The following is a 21,443-nucleotide window of genomic DNA, read 5'->3' as shown; positions in this document are numbered from 1 at the left end:
AAAATTTCACATGTTTTAAGTATAACAATATTATAACCTCAATTCAATTATTTAACTTTTAAGTATTTATTACTTTTATAATATTGTCTAACATTTCCTTAAAGAATGGTAAAGTTTCTTCTTTTTTTACACTATTTTGCTTAAATTCAAATTCTGGGTTATTTCCAAATTTAAGTATAACATTATTTTTATATTTTTCTAATAAAACTTTAAATACTTTTTCATATTCCTTATCACCTTCTACAAATTTAAAGAATATACCTTTTGGAGTTTCTTTTATCTCTTCTACATTCAGCTCTCTAGCCTTACTCTTTATATAAGCTATATCCATTAAATTATAAACAGAATCTGGAATATCTGAATATCTATCCTCAAGCTCATCCTTAATCTCCATGTATTCATCATAGCTTTCAATTGCGGCAATTTTCTTGTATACTTCAATCTTTTGATTTTCATCTTTTATGAAGCTTTCTGGAATATATGCATCTACCTTAATATCAACAGTCGTTTCAATAGGTTCCTTTGTGATTTCACCCTTAATAAGCTTTATTGTATCTTCAAGCATCCTGCAATATAAATCATAGCCTATAGTGGCCATATGACCATGCTGCGCAGACCCCATCATATTTCCTGCACCTCTTATTTCTAAATCTCTCATAGCAATCTTAAAGCCTGATCCTAGCTCCGTAAAATCTTTTAATGCTTTAAGTCTCTTTTCTGCTACTTCTGTTAAAACTTTATCCTTAGTATATAGAAGGTATGCATATGCAATTTTATTAGATCTTCCAACTCTTCCTCTTAATTGATAAAGTTGTGAAAGCCCCATCTTATCTGCATCATAAACTATTATTGTATTTACATTTGGCATATCTATACCTGTTTCAATAATAGTAGTACATACTAAAACATCATACTCCTTATTTACAAAATCCATCATTTCTGTTTCAAGTTGTCTCTCTGTCATTCTTCCATGTGCAAATGTTACTCTACTTTCAGGAACTAATTCTTTAATATAGTTTGCCATGCTTTCAATACTTTCTACTCTATTATAGACAAAGAAAACCTGACCCCCTCTATTCATCTCCCTAAGTATAGCATCTCTTATAAGTTGATCATTTTGCTCTATAACATAAGTCTGTACAGGATATCTTTCTTCTGGCGGAGTCTCTATCACTGAAATATCACGAGCTCCTGTTAAAGACATATGAAGGGTTCTTGGAATTGGTGTTGCACTAAGTGTTAGTACATCAACATTCTTTTTAATCTCTTTTATTTTTTCTTTTTGTTTAACTCCGAATCTTTGCTCCTCATCAATTATAAGAAGTCCTAAATCCTTAAACTGTATATCTTTAGCTACAAGTTTATGTGTTCCTATAAGTATATCAACATTTCCCTCTTTAGCTGCCTGTATAGTAGCTTTCTGCTGTTTTGCAGTCCTAAATCTACTTATCATATCTATTTTTATAGGAAAATCTGAGAATCTCTTAACCATATTTTTATAATGTTGCTCTGCGAGTATTGTTGTAGGAACTAAGAATGCTACTTGCTTTCCATCCATAACAGCTTTAAATGCAGCTCTTACAGCTACTTCTGTCTTACCATATCCAACATCACCACAAAGAAGTCTATCCATAGACTTTTGTGATTCCATATCTTTCTTAATCTCCTCAAGAGATGTTAGTTGGTCTGGAGTTTCATCATAAGGGAATTCATCTTCAAACTGTCTTTGCCATTCTGTATCCCTACTGAATTTATATCCCTTTAGTGTAGCTCTTGTGGCATAAAGTTTTACTAAATCCTTTGCTATTTCATTTATAGAAGTTCTAACTTTACTTTTAGCCTTTTGCCACTCAGTTCCTCCTAATTTATTAACCTTAGGAGTCTTTCCTTCACTACCTATATACTTCTGTATAAGGTCAAGTTGCTCAACTGGTACATAAAGTTTATCTCCCTTTTGATATACTATATCCAAATAATCTCTAGTATTACCTGATACTTCTATTTGCTTTATACCTTTATATACTCCAACCCCATGATTTACGTGGACAACATAATCTCCTATTTTAAGCTCTGCAAAGGAGTTTATTTTTGATACTCCCTTTCTTTGCTTTCTCTTCTTTGGTAATTTTCTTTTTGCTTCACCAAAGACTTCTTTATCTGATATTACACAAACTTTTTCATTCGGGTATTCAAATCCCTTTAGAAGGTTACCAAAAGTTATAACAACTTCTCCACATTGTATATTATCTACAGTATCTTTATAAACACTTTCTATATCTCTATCTCTTAACGTATCAACTAATCTTTCTCCCCTCGTTCTTGTACCTGAAAGGATTAGTGTTCTAAAACCTTTATTTTTCTTATCTTTAATATCATCGATTAATAAATCTAATTGACCTTGATAATTATGAAGGGTTAATTGAGATATATTAGTGATAGAACGAGGTCTAAATATCTCTCTACTCTTTTGGAATGTATCTAAAGTTATCAAATTAGATTCTTCAAATTTATCTACTACTTTATTATAGTCAATTAATAATTCTGAATGCTTTGGGAGTATATTTCCCTTTTGAAGAAATATTGAAAAATTCTCTCTAAATTCAGTATAAGTTCCTTCTAGTTTTCCAAGGACTCTTGTTGTATCATCTATTATAAAATTGTACCCTTTAAAATAATCAAATAAACTCTCAAGCTTTTCATAGAAGAAGGGTAAATATGAGTCTATAGTTTCAAAACTCGAAGTCTGAACTAAACTTTCTAAATTTCTATTTATAATCTCAGAAAGCTTTTCCTTAACTTCTTTATCTTTATTACTCTCTAAAGATTTATTTAGTTCATTTCTCAAATTCTCTTTAGCATAACTTATAACATCATCATCTATTATTATTTCCTTAGCAGGAAAAATATCTACTGACTTTACTTTTTCTATACTTCTTTGAGATTCTACATTGAAGGTTCTTATAGAATCAATTTCATCTCCAAATAATTCTACTCTATAAGGGTATGCTGAATCTGGTGGATATACATCAAGTATACCTCCTCTTAGAGCAAATTCTCCCTTACCTTCCACCATCTCAACTCTCTCATATCCCCCTTCAATTAGTAATCTACTAACACTAGAGAAATTAGTTTCATCATTTACACTCAACTTAATTTTATGCTTTTCATAATACTCCCTTGGAGTGTAATTTGCTGCAAAAGCTTCTATCGATGTTACTATTATTTTCTTCTTCTTATTTAAAATTTCTTTTATAACCTTAAGTCTAGCCCACCTTAAGTCTCCTGATATTGCATCTATATTATAGAAAACAACCTCTCTTACTGGAAAATAATAGACTTCTGTAGAGTAGAAACTTAAATCTTCATATAAATTTTTTGCCTCAATATCACTATGAGTAACTACAACTAATGATCTATCATAATTTTCAAATAGAGCATCTATTAAGTACGTTCTACCTGATTCAGATAAACCATATATTGCAGAAGGAAATTTCTTATTATCTATATCATTACTTATCTCATTAAATTCCCTACTCTCAATTAAGGGCGTCATTAACCCTTGTAACCTCATGTTATACATCCTCCTTAAATACTTTTCTTTGCCTTAAATCCATTATATTTATTCATTGCTGAACTTGTATCTTCTTTTAGAATTGTATCCACTGAAAGTTTTGTAGTTTCTAAACTTTCTTCTAAAATTTCATTTTCTTCTTTTGAGAATTTACCTAATACATGATTAACTAAATCACCTTTAGGTTGTCCTACGCCTATTTTAATTCTTGAGAATTCATCACTTCCAAGGTGTGCTATTATACTCTTAATTCCATTATGTCCACCAGCACTTCCTTTTTCTCTTATTCTAAGCCTTCCAACATCTAGGCTTATATCATCGTATATTACTAATATATCCTCATTTGTTAGTTTATAAAAATCTATAACTTCCCTTACACACTCTCCACTTAAATTCATATATGTAGTTGGTTTCATAAGAATAACCTTTTCACTTCCTATAAATCCTTCTCCATATTCACCTTTGAATTTTTTCCTATTTATATCTATATTATACTTTTTAGCTATATAATCTATAGCTTCAAACCCTATATTATGTCTAGTATTATCATACTTATCACCTGGATTTCCAAGTCCAACTATTAAAAACATATAATCTCCTCTTTCTAGCTTACTTATATAGTATAATCTTTTCACTATAACCATACATCTATTCAAATACTACTTAATATTATACTAAATTTTTGCAATAATAAAGAGGCTTTCAAAAAAAGCCTCTTTGGTATTTATATAGCCATATCCAATTTTTGCATTTTGCCATCTCTTAAAATTTGAAGTTCTATCTTTTTGTCTTTTTTAGAATTTTTAGTAATATCAATTAAATCATCATAGGATAATATAGGTTTCCCATTGGCCGTCAATATTATATCCGTAGGCTTAAGTCCACTCTTTGCAGCCTTTCCATCTTCACTTAAACTTTCAATATAGAAACCTTTTTTATATTCATTATCGACTTCAACTTCTGACCCTCTTATTCCTAAAACATCTGCATCTTTTATTATTTCATTTGTAACAGCCTTCATTGCCTCACTACTTGCAGCAAAAAACAACCCATCTCTGCTATACTTATCAGTTAAATATTTACTATTTATTCCAATAAGTTCACCACTTGAATTACACAGAACTCCACCATAATTTTCTTCATTCATAATAGCACTAGTTTGAATTGCTTCATAGTTGCTATCCTCAACATTAACATTATGGTTTGTTGATGTTATTATCCCTGGGGTAATAAGACCAATATAGCTATCACCATTTGAATTTCCTAAAGCATAAACTATATTTCCAGGCTTTATGGATTTATCAGCAGATATCTTTATAGGGTTTAAATCATTGGCTGATATTTTGACTAATGCTATATCAGCATTCTTATTATATCCTAGCAAAACTCCCTTCATCGGTTTAAATCCTTTTGAAGGTAATTCTACAAAAATATTTTTATAATCTTTTATATTGCTATATGAAGTTGCTATAAGCCCATCCTTTGCAATAACAACCCCAGTTGAGTTTGTATTTGGTAACTTATGTGGTTCTAAATTACTAACACTATCTCCTACAGTAACTAAAGATGGAGCCACTTCGCTTATAACTTTTTTTATGTTTCCTTCTGTTATAGCCCCTGTCTTTATGCTACTTATATCATTATTTTCATTTATATTTCGTACATTTAATTTATTTAAAACATACTCTACTGATATTATTCCAGTCATCACTGCTACTAATAGCACCACTAATACTATTAGAAGACTTTTTTGTGTAATAATTTTCTTCTTACTTTTTATATTTATAGTACCGTTTTTATCTTTACTATTTTTCATATACATCACCAAACCTATTTTTTAGTTAAAGTAAATGTAAATATAACACCAGTATCTTTATAATTTTCAACCCAAATATCTTCACCATGTTCTGTAAGTATCAATCTTACTATTGGCAATCCAAGTCCCGTACTTACTTTATTTGTTCTAGAAACATCAGCCTTATAGAATCTATCCCAAATCTTAACTAATTGCTCTTGTGTTAGGGTTTCACCATCATTGTAAATGCTTACAAAAACCTTGTCACCCTTTGATTTGGTGTTAATTCTTATATTACCATTTTCATGGCTATACTTAACAGCATTATCAATTAGATTTGTAACTACTTGAGTTATTCTATCATTATCACCAATAACATATTGATGCTCTTTCTCTAATACAACATCAACGATTAGGCATTTATTATTTATTGATCCTTCAAATTTAGCAATAGTATGCCTTATTAAGTTACTTATATCCAATTCTTGTTTATTAAGTTTTATCTTTCCTGCCTCTAAGCTCGATATATCTAATAAATCATTTATAAGTCTTGATAATCTATCTGTTTCTTCATAAACAATATTAAGATAATATCCTTCTTTATCTCTAGGAATTACTCCATCTAGAATTCCTGATATAAAACCTTTTATTGATGTTATCGGAGATCTAAGTTCATGAGATACGTTTGATATAAATGCCCTTCTATTATCATCAACCTGCTGAAGTGATTCTGCCATTGTATTAAATGATTGTGCAAGCTCACCTATTTCATTATTAGCTTTTACCTCAATCCTTTGATCTACACTTCCTTTAGCTAACCTTCTAGCGGCTGTAGCCACTTCACCTATTGGTTCTATTAATGATTTCTTACTATATAAGTAAAGTACTATTCCACCTAAAATAATAGCAATTATAGCTGTAACCCAAATTACTTCATTGACTCTTATTATAGGATCAAGAATACTATCTATAGGTATTACAATAACTATAACTCCACTAAAATAATCCTTATTAAATATTGGTTTTAAATAAACATAATCATTTTTTGTTGAAGTTTTTATACTACCATACTCTATAGCTTTACCTTGTTTTAAGACATCCATATCTTCCTTAGGAATTCCCAGATTAGAAAACTTATAACTTTCATGCTCACTACTAGATACCGCATATGTGTATCCTAAATTGTCAGTAATTAATATCTCTGCATCTACTGATTTACCAACGAAATCCATTACGTTTTTTAGAGTTGTTAAATTTGAACTTTTATCTAACGTTAGATACGATATAGCTGCACTCTCAATAATTGTACTTTCTTTATTAAGCTGATCTTTCTTTTGGTCAAAGTAGTATCCTTTAAACCAAATAGATAGTACTCCCGCAACTATTACTAATGCAATGGCTAAAATTAAAGTAAAGGTTATTATAAGCTTATAAGCTAAGCTACTTTTTTTCATCTATTTCACCTCGAATTTGTAGCCAACCCCCCAAACAGTTTCTATTTGCCATGTATCTCCTGAGTGAAGTTTTTCTCTTAATCTCTTAACGTGAACGTCAACAGTTCTTGAATCTCCTGGATAATCATATCCCCAAACTTCGCATAATAACTGTTCTCTTGTGAATACTCTATTTTTATTACATGCTAAGTAATATAATAGTTCGAATTCTTTAGGTGGCATTTTAACTTCATTATTTCTATATATAACTCTGTATGAGTTAGCATCAATTGTTAAATCATTATATTGGATTACTTCCTTATTTGTGTTATCTGCTGTATATCTTCTCATTACAGCCTTAACTCTTGCTAGTAATTCCTTTGGTTCAAATGGTTTAACTATGTAATCGTCTGCTCCAAGTTCTAAAGCTAAAACTTTATCAAATGTATCTCCCTTAGCTGTAAGCATTATTACAGGAGTTGTTCCTTCTTTTCTTACCCACTTTAATACATCTATTCCATCTATGTTTGGTATCATAACATCTAATAATACTATGTCAGGTTTATAATCTAAAAATAACTCTTCTGCTTCTTTTCCGTTATGTGCAACTCTTGTATCATATCCTGCACTCTTAACGTACATATTTATAACTTCACAAATATTTTCATCATCATCAACTATTAATACTTTTCCTAAAACGCCTTCCATCTCGGCACCTCCATGCTTAATATTGTTAACTTTCCATTATATCAGTTAACTAACAATTATAAATTTATCATTTTTTATTACTTTTTAATATAGTTTTGTCTAAAAGTTACAAATTATTAACTATAAATCATTATTTTCATAAAATTTAAAACCTCTAGTTAATCTTCTAGAGGTTTTAAATGATTATTTATTATCCATTTATGTACTATAAATCCTAAGCTTCAAATAATTTACTTATTGGTTCATCATCATATATTCTTTTTATTGCTTCTGCGAATAATGGTGCTACTGATATTGATTTGAACTTTTCCTTATCTACACCCTCTGGTAATTTGATTGTATTTAACATGACTAATTCTTCTATTGCTGAATTATTTATTCTTTCAAATGCTGGACCTGATAATACTCCGTGAGTACAACAAGCATATACATTTTTAGCTCCTAATTCCTTTAGTGCATTTGCTGCATTTGCAATTGTTCCAGCTGTATCTATCATGTCATCTATTAAAATACATTTCTTTCCTTCAACATCTCCAATAATATTCATTATTTCAGATACATTTGCTTTAGGTCTTCTTTTATCTATGATTGCTATTGGTGCGTGTAATTTATCTGCAAATTTTCTAGCTCTTGTAACACTTCCAAGGTCAGGTGATACAACTACAACATCGTCTTGATCTGCTAATCCTTTGTCTACAAAATATCTTGAAAGGATTGGTGAACCAACTAAGTGATCAACTGGTATATTGAAATATCCTTGAATTTGAGCAGCATGTAAATCCATTGTTAGAACTCTATCCGCTCCAGCTGTAGTTAAAAGATCTGCTACTAGTTTTGCAGTTATTGGATCTCTTGACTTAGCTTTTCTGTCTTGTCTTGCATATCCATAGTAAGGCATAACTGCTGTTATTCTTCCTGCTGATGCTCTCTTAAATGCATCTATCATTATTAATAATTCCATTAAGTTATTATTAACAGGTGAACAAGTTGATTGTACTATAAATACGTCAGCACCTCTTACAGTTTCTCCGATATTTACTGATATTTCTCCATCACTAAAAGTTCCTACATCACCAGCACCTACTTTTAGTCCTAATATTTTAGCAATCTCTTGCGCTAATTCTGGGTGTGAGTTCCCTGTGAATATTTTTATATTCTTTACATGACTTAACATAATTAATGAAGACCTCCTCAAACTTTAGCTCTTTAATTGTATATAAATTTTTAATTATCTACTTCTTTAGTCCCTTTTTTTCTACCCATCCTTTGATGTTTCTTTGCTTAGCTCTAGCTATTGCAAGATCTCCTTCTAAAACATCATTAGTTATTGTAGAACCAGCAGCAATATAAGTATTATCATGAACTGTTACTGGTGAAACTAAGTTAGTATTACATCCAATAAAGCTATGATCCCCTATTATTGTCTTGTTCTTTACCTTACCATCATAGTTAACTACAACTGTTCCACATCCAAAATTACATCCTGATCCAACTTCTGCATCTCCAATATAAGTTAAATGTGATACCTTTGTACCATCTCCTATAGTTGATTTTTTAATTTCTACAAAATCACCTATTCTCGCTTTTGAACCTATCTTACTTTCAGGTCTTATATATGCGAATGGTCCAACTGTTGTGTTATCTCCAATTTCACTATCTAATATTACTGATGATTCAACAGTAACACCTTCGTTTATCTTACTATCTTTAATTCTACAATTTTGCATAATTAAGCAGTTTGATCCGATTATAGTTTTTCCTTCTAATATTGTTCCAGGATAAATAACTGTGTCCTTCCCAATTTCAACATCTATACCTATATAAGTAGCTTTTGGATCTATTAGAGTAACTCCATTATCAAGATGTAACCCATTTATTCTATTTCTTAATATTTCTTCTGCTTCTGCTAATTGAGCTCTTGAATTTACTCCTATTGTATCTTCGTAATCTGTAACAACAGCTCCTATTTTCTTTCCTTCATCCTTAAGAATACCAATTACATCTGTAAGATAATATTCTCCTTGGTTATTATTATTTGAAAGTTTTTCTAATGAACTAACTAATTCCTCTATATCAAAGCAATACATAGCTGCATTCATTTCATTAACTAATAGCTCATCTTCATTACAATCTTTATGCTCAACTATCTTTAAAACATAGCCATCTTCATCTCTTATTATTCTTCCGTATCCTGTTGGATCTTCTACCATCGCACTTAATAATGTAGCAGCATTTTTATTTTCCTCATGCTCTTTTATTAAGTTTTCTATAGTGGCCTTTTTTGTTAATGGCGCGTCACCTGCAAACACTACTACAGTTCCTTTTTTGCCTCTTAAGAAATCTGCCGCACACTTAACCGCGTGTCCAGTTCCTAGTTGTTCTTCTTGCATAGAATATGAAACGATTCTATCTTTAGTACCTTCTTTTACAAGTTCAGCACCTTTTCCGATTATTACATTTACATCTTCTATTTCTGCTTTTCTCATGTTATCTATAACATGGTTAACCATTTCCTTACCGCAAACTTTATGTAGCACCTTCGGAATATCAGATTTTATTCTCTTTCCTTGACCTGCTGCAAGTATTAATGCACATTTATACACTTTACCACCTCTATTATGATACTTTTTTTATTAAATAGTATATATTATTTGCTATCTATATTATTAAACCAAACTATTTCTATTTTATTATATTTCAATCAATCTTGTATTTCAACCTTTGTAAACTTTTAAATAAATTATTTGCCTACAATATTTAATTTTCACTTTCCAACATTCGTATTTCGAAGTATTTTAAGTCTTAATATTATTCTGCACTTGCGTCTTCTGTTAACGCTTTATCATATGCTTCAAGAATAGCTGTTTGTATTGTTTCTCTTGAGTCTGTGTTTATAGGATGCGCGATATCCTTAAACTCTCCATCAGGAGTCTTTCTACTTGGCATAGCGATAAATAATCCATTTTGTCCTTCAATAACCTTAATATCGTGAACCACAAATTGGTCATCAAAAGTAATGGATACTATTGCTTTCATTTTTCCATCCGTAGCTATCTTTCTAATTCTAACGTCTGTAATTTGCATTTGACTACACCTCCAGTTGCCTTGATGGTATTATAATTCTCCATAAGTTGGCAATTTCCTCTTTTTATTTGGAAATATTTTAAAAAATAATTTATTTTTTACTCTTCGGTGTAACCTATATACTCTATTCTAATATTTTTGATGGACGAACATCTATTATTGATGATTCACTAACTGAGTGAAGCTCTACTATAGATACATATTCATCAACAAGCTTCTTCTTTGCTTCCTTACTATCAACTAAAACACCAATTCCAACAAGTTCACTATCAAACTCTTTTAAAAGGTCTTTTATCCCAAGCGCAGTTCCGCCACCTTTCATAAAATCATCAATAAATACACATTTTGAATTACTCTTCATTGATTTTTTTGAAAGGGACATTTGTTGAAGTCTTCCACTCGTTCCTGATACATAATTTATTGTCATTGTAGTTCCTTCTGTAAACTGATTATCTCTTCTTGCTATTACAAGTTGAACTCCTAAGTTTCTAGCAACTTCATAAGCTAACGGTATACCCTTAGTTTCAACTGTTATAACATAATCTATCTCCATCTGCTCAAACCATGATGAAAGTATAGTTCCTGCTCGGCTTATTATTTCAGGATTATACATTAAATCTGTCATATAAATTATATTTCCAGGTACTACTCTTCCATCATCTTTTAAAAGATCACATAATTCTAACGCAAATTCTTTTCCTTTTTCAATACTCATTTCTGGAACGTATCTTATACCTCCAGCAGCACCTGATATTGTTTCTACTCTTCCCATTTTAAGTTTTTCTAAGATTTCTCTAACTATAACTATATCTTCACTTATTGTTGATTTTGCTGCATTTAATAATTCTGAAAATTTATTTAATCCAATAATTTTATTTGGATTTTCCATTAGTATCTTTGTTATTACAACAACTCTACTATTTCTACTCAATTTTTCCATTAAAATCACCTACATTTCCATAATCGTACGAATTTGTACGAATTATTTTTACTTTTTACCATCTTAATATTCATATTTTATTCTATATTCTATCCCAGTGCAATATTTTTTAACTACTTATACATTAATTATTTTTAAATTCTTTTTAAATATGGGTTTATTTTCTAAAAAAATTTTAATTCTTAATTGTTTTGTTGTGTTCAATTAATTAAAAATGTATATAATTATAAATGAACTAATAAAAAGGGGTTGATTTCATGTCATTTGATTTTTTAAAAGATACTAATAAAAAAGTTCACTTTATAGGAATTGGTGGTATAAGCATGAGCGGTCTTGCAGCTGTGCTTTTAAATAATGGATTTAAAGTTTCAGGTTCTGATTCTAAAGAATCAAACATCACTAATAGCTTAAAAGCGAAAGGTGCAGAAATTCATATAGGTCATAGAAGAGAAAATATTCAAGATGTTGACTTAGTTGTGTATACTGCTGCTATCCCTCAGGATAATCCTGAAATTGTAGAAGCTAAGAATAAGAATATTCATCTTATGGATAGAGCTGAATTCTTAGGACATATCATGAAGGGGCATAAGTACAATGTAGCAGTTGCTGGTACTCATGGTAAAACAACAACTACTAGTATGATTACAAATATAACTCTTAAAGCTGATCTAGATCCAACAATTCTTGTTGGTGGAGAAGTTGATGTAATTGGTGGTAACTATAGAATAGGAAATAGCGAATATTTCGTAACAGAAGCTTGTGAGTATAAAGAGTCATTCTTAAGATTCTTCCCATACATAGGAATAATTCTAAATATAGATGCGGATCACCTTGACTATTATAGAGATTTAAATCATATTACTGAAACATTTAAAAAATTCTCAAAGTTAATTCCTAAAGATGGATACCTAATCGGCTACAATGAAGATAGCAATGTAGCTAAAATTTTAGAAGAAGCTGATTGTAATGTATTAAGTTATGGTTTCTCTAACGCTAATGTAACAGCTAAAAATATTGAATACAATAATATGGGATGTGCTTCATTTACAGTTTGTAAAGATGGAGAGGAATTATTCAATCTTAAATTAAACATGCCTGGAAAGCATAATGTATTAAATGCATTATCTAGCGTTTGTGTTGGTTTAATATTTGGCCTTTCATACGATGATATAACTGAAGGATTAGCTGAATGTAGAGGGGCTCATAAGAGATTTGAGTACAAAGGCGAGGCTAATGGAGTAAGTGTAATAGATGACTATGCTCATCACCCAGTTGAAATAAAAGCTACTCTAAATACAGCTAAAAAGATACCTCATGGAAAGACATTCTGTGTTTTCCAACCACATACTTATACTAGAACAAAAACATTATTTGATGATTTTACTACAGCGTTTAATGATACAGATGAATTAGTACTGATGGATATTTATGCTGCAAGAGAGAAGGATACTGGACTTGTTTCCTCTGACGAATTAGGAGATGCTATAAGAGCTACTGGTGTTAAATGTACTAATGTACACTCTCATGATGAAGCTGTAAAGTATATAAAGCAACATATAAAATCTGGTGATATGTTACTAACAGTTGGTGCTGGAGATGTTGTTATAGTTGGGGAGAAATTCCTAGAAAAATAATAAAAAAAGTGGCTAACTAGCCACTTTTTTTATTTTGTGTGAACAAAGCTAATAATTAAATCTTTAATGTATGCAGGTATCTCTCTTATAATGGCAAATACCTCATACCTTCCATAGTAACTACAATTCCTTCCTTCAAAAGTTGCCTTTAACTTTATATTCCTACAAATCATTTTTATTCTAGCTAAATGATAACCATCAGAAACAATAACAGCACTTTTAAAATTATTTATATCCATTATATTTTTTGAAAACTTCAAATTATCATAAGTATTTATTGCTTTTTCTTCTACATATATGTATTCGCTAGGTATTCCAAGTGCTATAAGCTTCTCTTTCATCCCTAATGCTTCCGTTATTTCTCCTCTTCCTTTTCCAGTTACAATAATATGCTGTGCAATATTATTTTTGTATAGCTCAATTGTTTTTTCAATTCTTTGACTCATAAAAAAGCTATCTAAATTGCATCCTAGTACCACTATTACATCACTTTTTTCTCCTCTACTTCTATAAGAAGTAATGATAATATCTAAAACTATTAATATTGTTATTGTAATAAATGCTATAAATATCATTTTAAACCACCTACCAGACGAAATAGTATATACTAATATATTCATTTAGATACTATTTGGGTTATATTCGCCATTTTTTTATTTATTTCGCTAAAATTTAATTTTTGTATTTAAATTTGTTTAATTTTATTCTATAATTTAATATGACAAAATGAAAAATTATGCTTTTTGCTATAAGCAGTAAAGTAATAATTAAAATGAAATATTTATAGGGGTGATTAAAATGGATTTATCAAACACCATTAAGGCTACTTCAGATTACATACTTGCAAAAAGTAAGTATAAACCTGAAATTGGACTTATACTTGGATCAGGTTTAGGATCTTTAGCCGATTTAATTGAAGAACCTGAATTTTATCCATATGAAGAGTTACCAAATTTCCCTGTATCCACTGTAGAAGGTCATGCTGGCCGTCTAGTTATAGGAAAACTTGAAGGAAAAGTTGTTGTTGCAATGCAAGGAAGATTCCATTATTACGAAGGATATTCAATGCAAGAAGTAACATTTCCAGTTAGAGTAATGCACCTTTTAGGAATCAAAAAGTTAATCGTTACCAACGCTGCTGGAGCAGTTAATACTGACTTTAAGCCTGGTGACTTAATGATCATTAGTGATCAAATTAACTTCTCTGGAGCAAATCCTTTAATTGGAAGAAATTTAGACGACTTTGGCCCAAGATTCCCTGATATGTCTACAGCTTATAAGCCACATCTTAGAGACCTTGCAAAAAATACTGCAAAAGATTTAGGAATAGACATAAAAGAAGGAGTTTATACTATGTTTAGCGGGCCCACTTATGAAACTCCTGCCGAAATTAGAATGGTAAGATTTATGGGCGGTGATGCTGTAGGAATGTCTACTGCACCAGAAGTAATTATAGCAAATCATTCTGGCATTGAAGTTTTAGGGATCTCATGCTTAACAAATATGGCTGCTGGAATTTTAGAACAACCACTTAACCACGAAGAAGTTATAGAAACTTCAACTAAGGCTAGAGATAGCTTTATGACTTTAACTAGAGAAATAATCAAACGATTATAAAAAAGCTAGAGTACAAATGACTAAATTTTACAAACAAAGGAGAATTAACATTGAGTAGATTTATAGGATTATTAGGAGTCGCTGCAATCATCGGAATAGCTGTACTATTCTCAGATAACAGAAAAAAAATTAACTGGCGTTTAGTTGGGATTGGGATTGGACTACAAGTAGTATTCGCATTATTAATACTAAAAGTACCTGCTGGTAGAGCATTCTTTGATTTTTGTAGTAAAGCTATAACTAAGTTACTTGACTTTACACTTGAAGGTTCAAAGTTCTTATTCGGTAACTTAATGAACCAAGATACTTTTGGAATGATATTTGCACTTCAAGTACTTCCAACAATTATCTTCTTCTCAGCTTTAATGGGAATACTTTACTATTTAGGAATTATGCAATTTATAGTTAAAATAATAGCTAAGGGGCTTTGTAAGCTACTTGGAACATCAGGCGCTGAAACATTAAGTGCTGTTGGTAACATATTCTTAGGTCAAACAGAAGCACCACTTCTTGTTAAACCATTTATAAAAGACATGACTAAGTCAGAGCTTATGGCTATCATGATTGGTGGTATGGCAACGGTTGCTGGTGGAGTTATGGCTGGATACGTTGCAATGGGAGTTAATGCTGGTGACTTACTTGCTGCAAGTATAATGGCTGCTCCTGCTGGACTTATATTAGCTAAAATATTAGTACCAGAAACTGAAGAACCAAAGACAAAAAATACTACGGATATTCAAATAGAACAAACTGCATCAAACGTTGTTGAAGCTGCTGCTAATGGAGCAAGCGAAGGACTAGGTCTTGCATTAAACGTTGCTGCTATGCTTTTAGCATTCGTTGCACTTATCGCTTTACTTAACTACATATTAGCTAGCATTGGTGGATTTGTAGGTTTCCCAGAACTTAGCTTCCAATGGATTTTAGGTAAGATATTCTCACCTTTAACATTTGCAATGGGTATACCTGTTAGCGACCTAGGAGCTGCTGGTAGCTTACTTGGTCAAAAGGTTATGATTAATGAGTTCGTTGCTTACTCAGAATTATCTAAGTATATTGCAGCTGGAACATTACAACCTAAGACAATACTTATATTAACTTACGCTTTATGTGGATTTGCTAACATCAGCTCAGTTGCCATCCAAATTGGTGGTATCGGTGCTTTAGCTCCAGAAAAGAAAGGTTTAATTGCAAAGTTAGGATTTAAAGCATTATTAGGTGGTGCACTTGCAACTTGTTTAACAGGAACAATTGCTGGTATCCTATTCTCAATATAATATATAACTTTAAAGAGTGCTTGAAATATTTCAAGCACTCTTTTTTATCCTATATTTAATTTAGTTTCTAGTTCTTTAAGTTCTTTATTATTATAGAAAATTTTAGTTTTAATATCTTTTAAATTCTTTATTTTATTATCAAATTCGAATCTAAATTTATACATTCCAAAGTTTCCAGTTATATTTGCAGCCATGAAGTTATATTTTTCACCTTTATTATCTTCTAAAATAATTTTTAACCCTTCATAATCTTTTCCTAGATTCCCTTTTACGTATATAGATAATGGAGTTACTATTATTGATTCTACATTTACTCCATCTTCACTTTTATTTATCTTATACTCTTTAATATCATCTCTTAATTTTTCATTAGATATAGGAACATTAAACTTCCAATTAGCTTCTTTCCCATTTATATCTTTATTTATATTTATTTCTATATTAAAATTTTCAGCATTTTTACCTATGAATTCTTTTGATACATTATTATCTAGAAGTTTTTTTGATACATTAGGAATTAATATATCATCTAACCAACCTTCTTCTACATCATAACTAAGCACTCCAATTTGATTTCCTTCTTCATCTAAATTCCAATGCTCGCCTGATGAGGTATTTACATTTTTATTATTTATCTTTATTTTAGTTTTACCTAAATTATTTGTTTGAAGATTAAATCCATTTGTATCTATTAAATACTGTTTATCATCATCAACTTCAAGTTTATACGCAATATTAATCTTATAACCATCGAATACAACACTTGTTATAGTTACTTTCATTCCTTCACTACTCTGAGTCTCATTAATTCCTGTAGCATATTTATTATAGTTATTATTAAATCCTAAAATTGAGTACACTATATCCTTAATATCCATACCAGTAGCATAACTTGTAAAAGTCATCCCAATCCCTGAAAATACTATAAATCCTATAGCTGCAACTGCTACTGGTCTCTTCCATCTATTATTTTTCTTTTTATTATTTAATAATCCTTCTATTTTTTTATCAAGATCCTCTGGTATACCTTTAATCTCATCATTTATTTTATTTTTTATTCTTTTATCAAAGTTATCCATAATAAAAATTACTCCCTTTCGCCTAAAATTTCTTTTAATTTCTTTTTAGCCCTAAGAAGTCTAGTCCTAACTGTCCCCTCTTTTATACCCAATATCTCTGAAATATCCTTCTGCTTAAAATCTTCAAAGTAATAAAGTACTATTACCTCCCTAAGGTCAACTTCTAGCATATTTACTGCATTTGTAACATCTAAATTTTCATACTCATCATTATGCCTTAATTCATTAAAACCTTCTGATACATCAGTTAAACTTTCTCTTTTATTGCTTTTTAAAATAACATTACATTCATTTATAAGTATCCTAATCAGCCAAGTTTTAAAATAACTATTATTTCTTAAGCTAGATATACCTTCAAAAGCCTTCATTATGGTATTTTGAATTGCATCTTCAATATCACATTCTCTTTTAAGCATTCCTCTTGCCACTTTATAAAGTGATAACTTATTTTCACGTATAAGCTCGCTGAAGGCATCCCTCTCTCCACTTTTAGCTTTTCTAACAAGTCTCTCTTTTTTAAATATAGTTAATTGCATCATTTCACCCCTAACTAAACCTTCTATGTAGTTACGTAACTATTTATTAGATAACTTTATATATTAAAATGTTCTCACATATAAATATTTTTTTAAATAAAAAAAGCTAAAAGATAATTATAATTATCTTTTAGCTAATATAATTTTTTCACTTTTCATCACTACTTGAAAGTACGCTACTTAAAAATACAGTTAAGCATACAACACTTGTTATTGAAATTACTATTGTTATAATCTTACCTGCTATAGTAAGTGGAACTATATCTCCATATCCGATAGTTGTAAATGTAACTATAGTATAATAAAACAAATCAAAATTTGATGGATTGTTAGAGAATGATCCTGGAATACCACTATTTATTAAGTTCACAGCCAAAAATAGATTTAAAACTATCATAATTAAAAGTAGAATTGAGGCTATGACTACACTATTTCTTTGCTTTCCAGACTTTCCAGATTTTCTTTCACTCTTTTCACTATGAACATCTCTAGGATTTCTTATAAGTTTTATTAAAACTTTCATATTTAAATAATACGATATGGCAAGCCCAATAAGCCCTGTGATATATGTACTCTCAAAATCATCAGGGAATATTATTAATGTAAAAAAGTATGTACTTATAATAAAGTATGCTATTAAAAGCTCTGTTTTTAAATTTCTATTATCTATTTTTGTTATGAATAATTGAATATTAGTTAGTACAAGAAGTAGGTAACCTATTGATAAATGAACCGCAATTACAATCCCTATTATAAGTATTGGAATCAAAAAAGTTTTTTTCGTAATATCATTGTTCATACTTCTAAAGGCTACTCCTAGTGCGCCTATTATTGTCATTATTTCAGCAAAAATAAAAAATGATCCTTGAAACCATCTCGTAATTTTTGATTTTTCTTTAAATAAATTTAAATACGTAACGTTTATTTCTATAAATAAATTCTTTATTATAGTAATTGCTCGCTCATTATTCTCTCTATTACTAAACATAGCCCCTACAGCAATTATAGTACAGAGAAATATCATTAATCTTCCCATAAATTCACCTTAAATTTATAGGAGGAATTATTATAAATAACTCCTCCAAAATTTTTATTTTATTACTGTTAATTCTTTAGTTACTTTATTTAATCTTTCACATCCATCTTCAGTAACTAAAACTAAATCTTCTACTCTAACTCCTATGTTACCACTTAAATATATTCCTGGTTCTATTGAGAATATCATTCCTGGCTTAACTTCATTGTGATTTACTCCGCTTACATCACCAAAGTCATGGCAGTCTATTCCTATACAATGTCCTGTTCTATGTGTAAAATATTCTCCATATCCTTGTTCTGTAATATAGCTTCTTGCTGTATTATCTATATCTGAGAATTTAACTCCTGGTTTTATCATAGCAATAGCTCTTTCATTAGCTTCTCTTACTATGTTATATATCTTTTTATGCTCTTCTGATGGCTCTTCCTTAAAGAATACTGTTCTTGTCATATCTGAACAGTAATCATTATAAACTCCCCCCATATCTATTACTATGCTATGTCCTTTTTTAAGTACTGAATCATCAGTGCTATGGTGTGGGTCCGCTCCATTTGGTGAAACTGCAATGATAGGTGAGAATGAGAATTTATGAACCCCATTTTCAGCGTATAATTTTTCTAATAATTCTACACATTCTATTTCTGTCATGCCTTCTTTTAAGTTGCTCCATAAATCTTTCATAGTTTTATCATTTCGCTTTGATGATTCTTTCATTATCGCTATTTCTTCTTCATCTTTTATCATTCTTAAATTATCAATTATTGGTGATGCATTTTTATATCCTTTAGCTGCATTTAAATCCATTAATGATAGTAAGAAATGTGATGCCCAAGTTTTATCTATTCCAAGTTCTTTATCCTTATCAACATATTTTGCTAATACTTCTACTGGATTTTCAGTATCTACATACCATACTAAATCTACCCCTAAATCTTCTTCAACAGGGAATAATTTATTTATAACTAACTTATGATCACCATTTGATTTAATAAGTAAAGCTATCATTCTATTTCCTGGGTGGAACCATTTTCCTGTTAAATAGAAAAGTGATGATGGTGATGAAACTATCATCTGTGATAAGTTTTCCTTCTCCATTTCAGTTATAACTTTTTTAATTCTATTTTCTTTCATTCTTCTTCCCTCCGTTTATTAATTTTTTATATTACTTATTATAATATACTATTATGAATAAATTACAAATCATAACAACTTAAGTATTATTTAATAACTATAAATTAATGTAAGTGCTATAATATTATTAACATAATATTTAGGAGGATATACACATGAAAATAGCAGTAATCTCAGATATACACGGAAATCTTTACGCATTAATGAGAGCTTTAGAAGATATAGAAGATCAAAAAGTAGATACTATAATTTGCTTAGGAGATTTAGTAGGATACGGACCTCATCCAAATGAAGTAGTTGCAATGATAAAAAGAAGAAATATCATTTGTTTAAAGGGTAATTACGATGCTTCAGTTGTAGATGAAAATTACACTTTTATAAGAGAAAACAGCATAAACTCCTTCTCTCTACCTTGGGCGGTAGATGAACTTAGAGCTGTAAATAAATTTTATTTAAATTCACTTCCAACTTCTATCACATTAGAATTTGAAGGAAAAAAAATTTTATTTGTTCACGGAAGTCCAAATAAAATCAATGAATATATGTTAGAAGATGGAGAGAATACTTCTGAGATTATGAAAAACCTAAAAGAAGATGTCTTAGTATGTGCTCATACTCATATACCATCAGTAAAGCGTTTTGGAGACAAGCTTTTTATAAATGATGGTAGCATAGGAAAACCTAAAATAGGACGTCCAAATCCAACCTACTGTATATTAGATATTGAAAATAATAGACCTATAAAAGCTGAAATACAAGAAATTACTTACGAAGTTAAAAGAATAATAAAAGATATGACAATGCTTAAATTCCCTGAAAGTTTAATAAAATCTTTTGAGACCGGCGTAGAATAACTAAGCTAAAATTTATAATGAGGGCTTATATAAATTTTAATATCATATTTATATAAGCCCCTTTGTCAATTGTAAATAACTATTACCCTACTGTCTTAATACTCCAACCTTCCTCAAATTCATAAGTACTTTCCTGTCTCCATTGTGACATTCTTTAAAGTTTTTGCTTGCATCTGTTCCAGGTCTTACTCCAAAATGATTTCCATCTTCAAATCCCATAATACCTGTCACATCATAAACAGTTCCATCTATAGCTATATAAGCTGATGCTCCATTTTGACCATTATATTTTGCTAAATCCATCATAGTAAATTCTCTACCTGCTCTATCAGCCTCATTAGGTTCTTCGTTAATCTCTCTGTAGCCTCTATATCCTCTGAAGCTATTTTCTTCTACTTCAATATCTAATTTCTTTTCTTCCTCTAATATGATATCTAAATCTTCAATTACATTCTTGATATCTTCTAAAATTTCCTCCCTATCTTCTTCTCCTCTGTAAAAAAGTCTGTTTTTTAATTCATTAAGCTCACTATTTTTCTTCATTATAAGCTTCTCAAGTATCATAAAACTTCTCCTATAACATTAATATATAAGTAATATATGCTAAGTAAGTTGCATTTGTTAGAAAAGTATTGTAAAATCAATTTAATATAATATTATTTTTAAAATGACTGTGACGAGAAGAGTAAACTTAGGAAGTAGTCTTAGCGAGTAAGGGATGGTGTAAGCCTTATATGAAGCCTAT

General features: G+C 30.0%; 19 protein-coding genes and 1 other annotated feature (1 of these 20 only partly in view). Of the genes, 4 read left to right on the top strand and 15 right to left on the bottom strand.

What is annotated here, in order from left to right; genetic code table 11:
• Positions 1 to 58: 58 nt before the first annotated feature.
• The 9 genes from mfd to purR form a co-directional block, all read right to left on the bottom strand.
• Positions 59 to 3,571: a transcription-repair coupling factor gene (gene mfd / locus K5V21_RS11385; RefSeq protein WP_221861355.1), complete on the bottom strand. Its 3,513-nt coding sequence runs from the start codon at positions 3,569 to 3,571 to the stop codon at positions 59 to 61.
• 14 nt (positions 3,572 to 3,585) lie between these two features.
• Positions 3,586 to 4,161, bottom strand: a complete 576-nt coding sequence (pth, locus tag K5V21_RS11380; protein WP_221861354.1) for an aminoacyl-tRNA hydrolase — start codon at positions 4,159 to 4,161, stop codon at positions 3,586 to 3,588.
• A gap of 134 nt (positions 4,162 to 4,295) precedes the next feature.
• The gene (locus K5V21_RS11375) at positions 4,296 to 5,387 is read right to left on the bottom strand and encodes a S1C family serine protease (RefSeq protein WP_221861353.1); all 1,092 of its coding nucleotides are present in this window, start codon (positions 5,385 to 5,387) and stop codon (positions 4,296 to 4,298) included.
• Positions 5,388 to 5,401: 14 nt separating this feature from the next.
• Entirely contained in the window at positions 5,402 to 6,820 is a 1,419-nt protein-coding gene (locus tag K5V21_RS11370) for a sensor histidine kinase (protein ID WP_221861352.1), read from the bottom strand.
• Positions 6,821 to 7,507 carry a response regulator transcription factor gene (locus K5V21_RS11365; protein WP_221861351.1) on the bottom strand — a complete coding sequence of 229 codons (687 nt, stop codon included), beginning with the start codon at positions 7,505 to 7,507 and terminating at the stop codon, positions 6,821 to 6,823.
• A gap of 214 nt (positions 7,508 to 7,721) precedes the next feature.
• Positions 7,722 to 8,681: a ribose-phosphate diphosphokinase gene (locus tag K5V21_RS11360; RefSeq protein ID WP_204594082.1), complete on the bottom strand. Its 960-nt coding sequence runs from the start codon at positions 8,679 to 8,681 to the stop codon at positions 7,722 to 7,724.
• A gap of 58 nt (positions 8,682 to 8,739) precedes the next feature.
• Positions 8,740 to 10,110: a bifunctional UDP-N-acetylglucosamine diphosphorylase/glucosamine-1-phosphate N-acetyltransferase GlmU gene (gene glmU / locus K5V21_RS11355; RefSeq protein ID WP_221861350.1), complete on the bottom strand. Its 1,371-nt coding sequence runs from the start codon at positions 10,108 to 10,110 to the stop codon at positions 8,740 to 8,742.
• 205 nt (positions 10,111 to 10,315) lie between these two features.
• Positions 10,316 to 10,591 carry a septation regulator SpoVG gene (gene spoVG / locus K5V21_RS11350; protein WP_204594084.1) on the bottom strand — a complete coding sequence of 92 codons (276 nt, stop codon included), beginning with the start codon at positions 10,589 to 10,591 and terminating at the stop codon, positions 10,316 to 10,318.
• A 124-nt stretch (positions 10,592 to 10,715) separates the two neighbouring features.
• A complete protein-coding gene (gene purR, locus K5V21_RS11345; RefSeq protein ID WP_204594085.1) occupies positions 10,716 to 11,531 on the bottom strand; it encodes a pur operon repressor in 816 nt (271 codons plus the stop codon).
• Positions 11,532 to 11,788: 257 nt separating this feature from the next.
• Between purR and murC the strand changes: the two genes are divergently transcribed.
• Positions 11,789 to 13,165, top strand: coding sequence for a UDP-N-acetylmuramate--L-alanine ligase (murC, locus tag K5V21_RS11340; RefSeq protein WP_221861349.1), 1,377 nt, complete (start codon positions 11,789 to 11,791; stop codon positions 13,163 to 13,165).
• 29 nt (positions 13,166 to 13,194) lie between these two features.
• On the opposite strand, the gene K5V21_RS11335 is transcribed toward murC, so the two are convergent.
• Positions 13,195 to 13,740, bottom strand: a complete 546-nt coding sequence (locus K5V21_RS11335; RefSeq protein WP_221861348.1) for a YdcF family protein — start codon at positions 13,738 to 13,740, stop codon at positions 13,195 to 13,197.
• A gap of 223 nt (positions 13,741 to 13,963) precedes the next feature.
• Between K5V21_RS11335 and K5V21_RS11330 the strand changes: the two genes are divergently transcribed.
• Both K5V21_RS11330 and K5V21_RS11325 read left to right on the top strand, forming a co-directional pair.
• Positions 13,964 to 14,782, top strand: a complete 819-nt coding sequence (locus tag K5V21_RS11330) for a purine-nucleoside phosphorylase (RefSeq protein WP_221861347.1) — start codon at positions 13,964 to 13,966, stop codon at positions 14,780 to 14,782.
• A gap of 50 nt (positions 14,783 to 14,832) precedes the next feature.
• A complete protein-coding gene (locus tag K5V21_RS11325) occupies positions 14,833 to 16,059 on the top strand; it encodes a NupC/NupG family nucleoside CNT transporter (protein WP_221861346.1) in 1,227 nt (408 codons plus the stop codon).
• 44 nt (positions 16,060 to 16,103) lie between these two features.
• Here the strand turns inward: K5V21_RS11325 and K5V21_RS11320 are convergent, their stop codons facing one another.
• The 4 genes from K5V21_RS11320 to K5V21_RS11305 form a co-directional block, all read right to left on the bottom strand.
• On the bottom strand, positions 16,104 to 17,138 hold the full coding sequence (locus K5V21_RS11320; RefSeq protein ID WP_221861345.1) for a DUF4179 domain-containing protein: 1,035 nt from the start codon (positions 17,136 to 17,138) through the stop codon (positions 16,104 to 16,106).
• A gap of 8 nt (positions 17,139 to 17,146) precedes the next feature.
• Complete coding sequence (locus K5V21_RS11315; protein ID WP_221861344.1) at positions 17,147 to 17,677, bottom strand: sigma-70 family RNA polymerase sigma factor; 531 nt, start codon at positions 17,675 to 17,677, stop codon at positions 17,147 to 17,149.
• 145 nt (positions 17,678 to 17,822) lie between these two features.
• Positions 17,823 to 18,710: a potassium channel family protein gene (locus K5V21_RS11310; protein ID WP_221861343.1), complete on the bottom strand. Its 888-nt coding sequence runs from the start codon at positions 18,708 to 18,710 to the stop codon at positions 17,823 to 17,825.
• A gap of 54 nt (positions 18,711 to 18,764) precedes the next feature.
• Positions 18,765 to 19,844 carry a M24 family metallopeptidase gene (locus K5V21_RS11305; RefSeq protein ID WP_204594093.1) on the bottom strand — a complete coding sequence of 360 codons (1,080 nt, stop codon included), beginning with the start codon at positions 19,842 to 19,844 and terminating at the stop codon, positions 18,765 to 18,767.
• 155 nt (positions 19,845 to 19,999) lie between these two features.
• Between K5V21_RS11305 and K5V21_RS11300 the strand changes: the two genes are divergently transcribed.
• Complete coding sequence (locus K5V21_RS11300) at positions 20,000 to 20,698, top strand: metallophosphoesterase family protein (RefSeq protein WP_221861342.1); 699 nt, start codon at positions 20,000 to 20,002, stop codon at positions 20,696 to 20,698.
• A gap of 87 nt (positions 20,699 to 20,785) precedes the next feature.
• Here K5V21_RS11300 and K5V21_RS11295 read toward each other — a convergent pair whose 3' ends face one another.
• A complete protein-coding gene (locus K5V21_RS11295; protein WP_221861341.1) occupies positions 20,786 to 21,262 on the bottom strand; it encodes a cytochrome b5 domain-containing protein in 477 nt (158 codons plus the stop codon).
• Between the two features lie 100 nt (positions 21,263 to 21,362).
• Positions 21,363 to 21,443 (top strand) — a binding site (T-box leader); it runs 176 nt beyond the window's last position.

It is taken from the genome of Clostridium sardiniense, assembly GCF_019753795.1.
GTDB classification, from domain to species: domain Bacteria; phylum Bacillota; class Clostridia; order Clostridiales; family Clostridiaceae; genus Clostridium; species Clostridium sardiniense.
The sequence above is the reverse complement of the archived record's forward strand: the minus strand, read 5'-3'. Positions and strand labels throughout refer to the sequence as shown.

Coding starts and splice junctions, on each gene's coding strand:
- K5V21_RS11375 (WP_221861353.1), bottom strand. CDS start 5,387: ATGAAAAATAGTAAAGATAAAAACGGTACTATAAATATAAAAAGTAAG.
- K5V21_RS11330 (WP_221861347.1), top strand. CDS start 13,964: ATGGATTTATCAAACACCATTAAGGCTACTTCAGATTACATACTTGCA.
- spoVG (WP_204594084.1), bottom strand. CDS start 10,591: ATGCAAATTACAGACGTTAGAATTAGAAAGATAGCTACGGATGGAAAA.
- K5V21_RS11315 (WP_221861344.1), bottom strand. CDS start 17,677: ATGATGCAATTAACTATATTTAAAAAAGAGAGACTTGTTAGAAAAGCT.
- K5V21_RS11320 (WP_221861345.1), bottom strand. CDS start 17,138: ATGGATAACTTTGATAAAAGAATAAAAAATAAAATAAATGATGAGATT.
- K5V21_RS11335 (WP_221861348.1), bottom strand. CDS start 13,740: ATGATATTTATAGCATTTATTACAATAACAATATTAATAGTTTTAGAT.
- K5V21_RS11360 (WP_204594082.1), bottom strand. CDS start 8,681: ATGTTAAGTCATGTAAAGAATATAAAAATATTCACAGGGAACTCACAC.
- K5V21_RS11305 (WP_204594093.1), bottom strand. CDS start 19,844: ATGAAAGAAAATAGAATTAAAAAAGTTATAACTGAAATGGAGAAGGAA.
- K5V21_RS11300 (WP_221861342.1), top strand. CDS start 20,000: ATGAAAATAGCAGTAATCTCAGATATACACGGAAATCTTTACGCATTA.
- K5V21_RS11310 (WP_221861343.1), bottom strand. CDS start 18,710: ATGGGAAGATTAATGATATTTCTCTGTACTATAATTGCTGTAGGGGCT.
- murC (WP_221861349.1), top strand. CDS start 11,789: ATGTCATTTGATTTTTTAAAAGATACTAATAAAAAAGTTCACTTTATA.
- K5V21_RS11295 (WP_221861341.1), bottom strand. CDS start 21,262: ATGATACTTGAGAAGCTTATAATGAAGAAAAATAGTGAGCTTAATGAA.
- pth (WP_221861354.1), bottom strand. CDS start 4,161: ATGTTTTTAATAGTTGGACTTGGAAATCCAGGTGATAAGTATGATAAT.
- K5V21_RS11370 (WP_221861352.1), bottom strand. CDS start 6,820: ATGAAAAAAAGTAGCTTAGCTTATAAGCTTATAATAACCTTTACTTTA.
- K5V21_RS11365 (WP_221861351.1), bottom strand. CDS start 7,507: ATGGAAGGCGTTTTAGGAAAAGTATTAATAGTTGATGATGATGAAAAT.
- purR (WP_204594085.1), bottom strand. CDS start 11,531: ATGGAAAAATTGAGTAGAAATAGTAGAGTTGTTGTAATAACAAAGATA.
- mfd (WP_221861355.1), bottom strand. CDS start 3,571: ATGAGGTTACAAGGGTTAATGACGCCCTTAATTGAGAGTAGGGAATTT.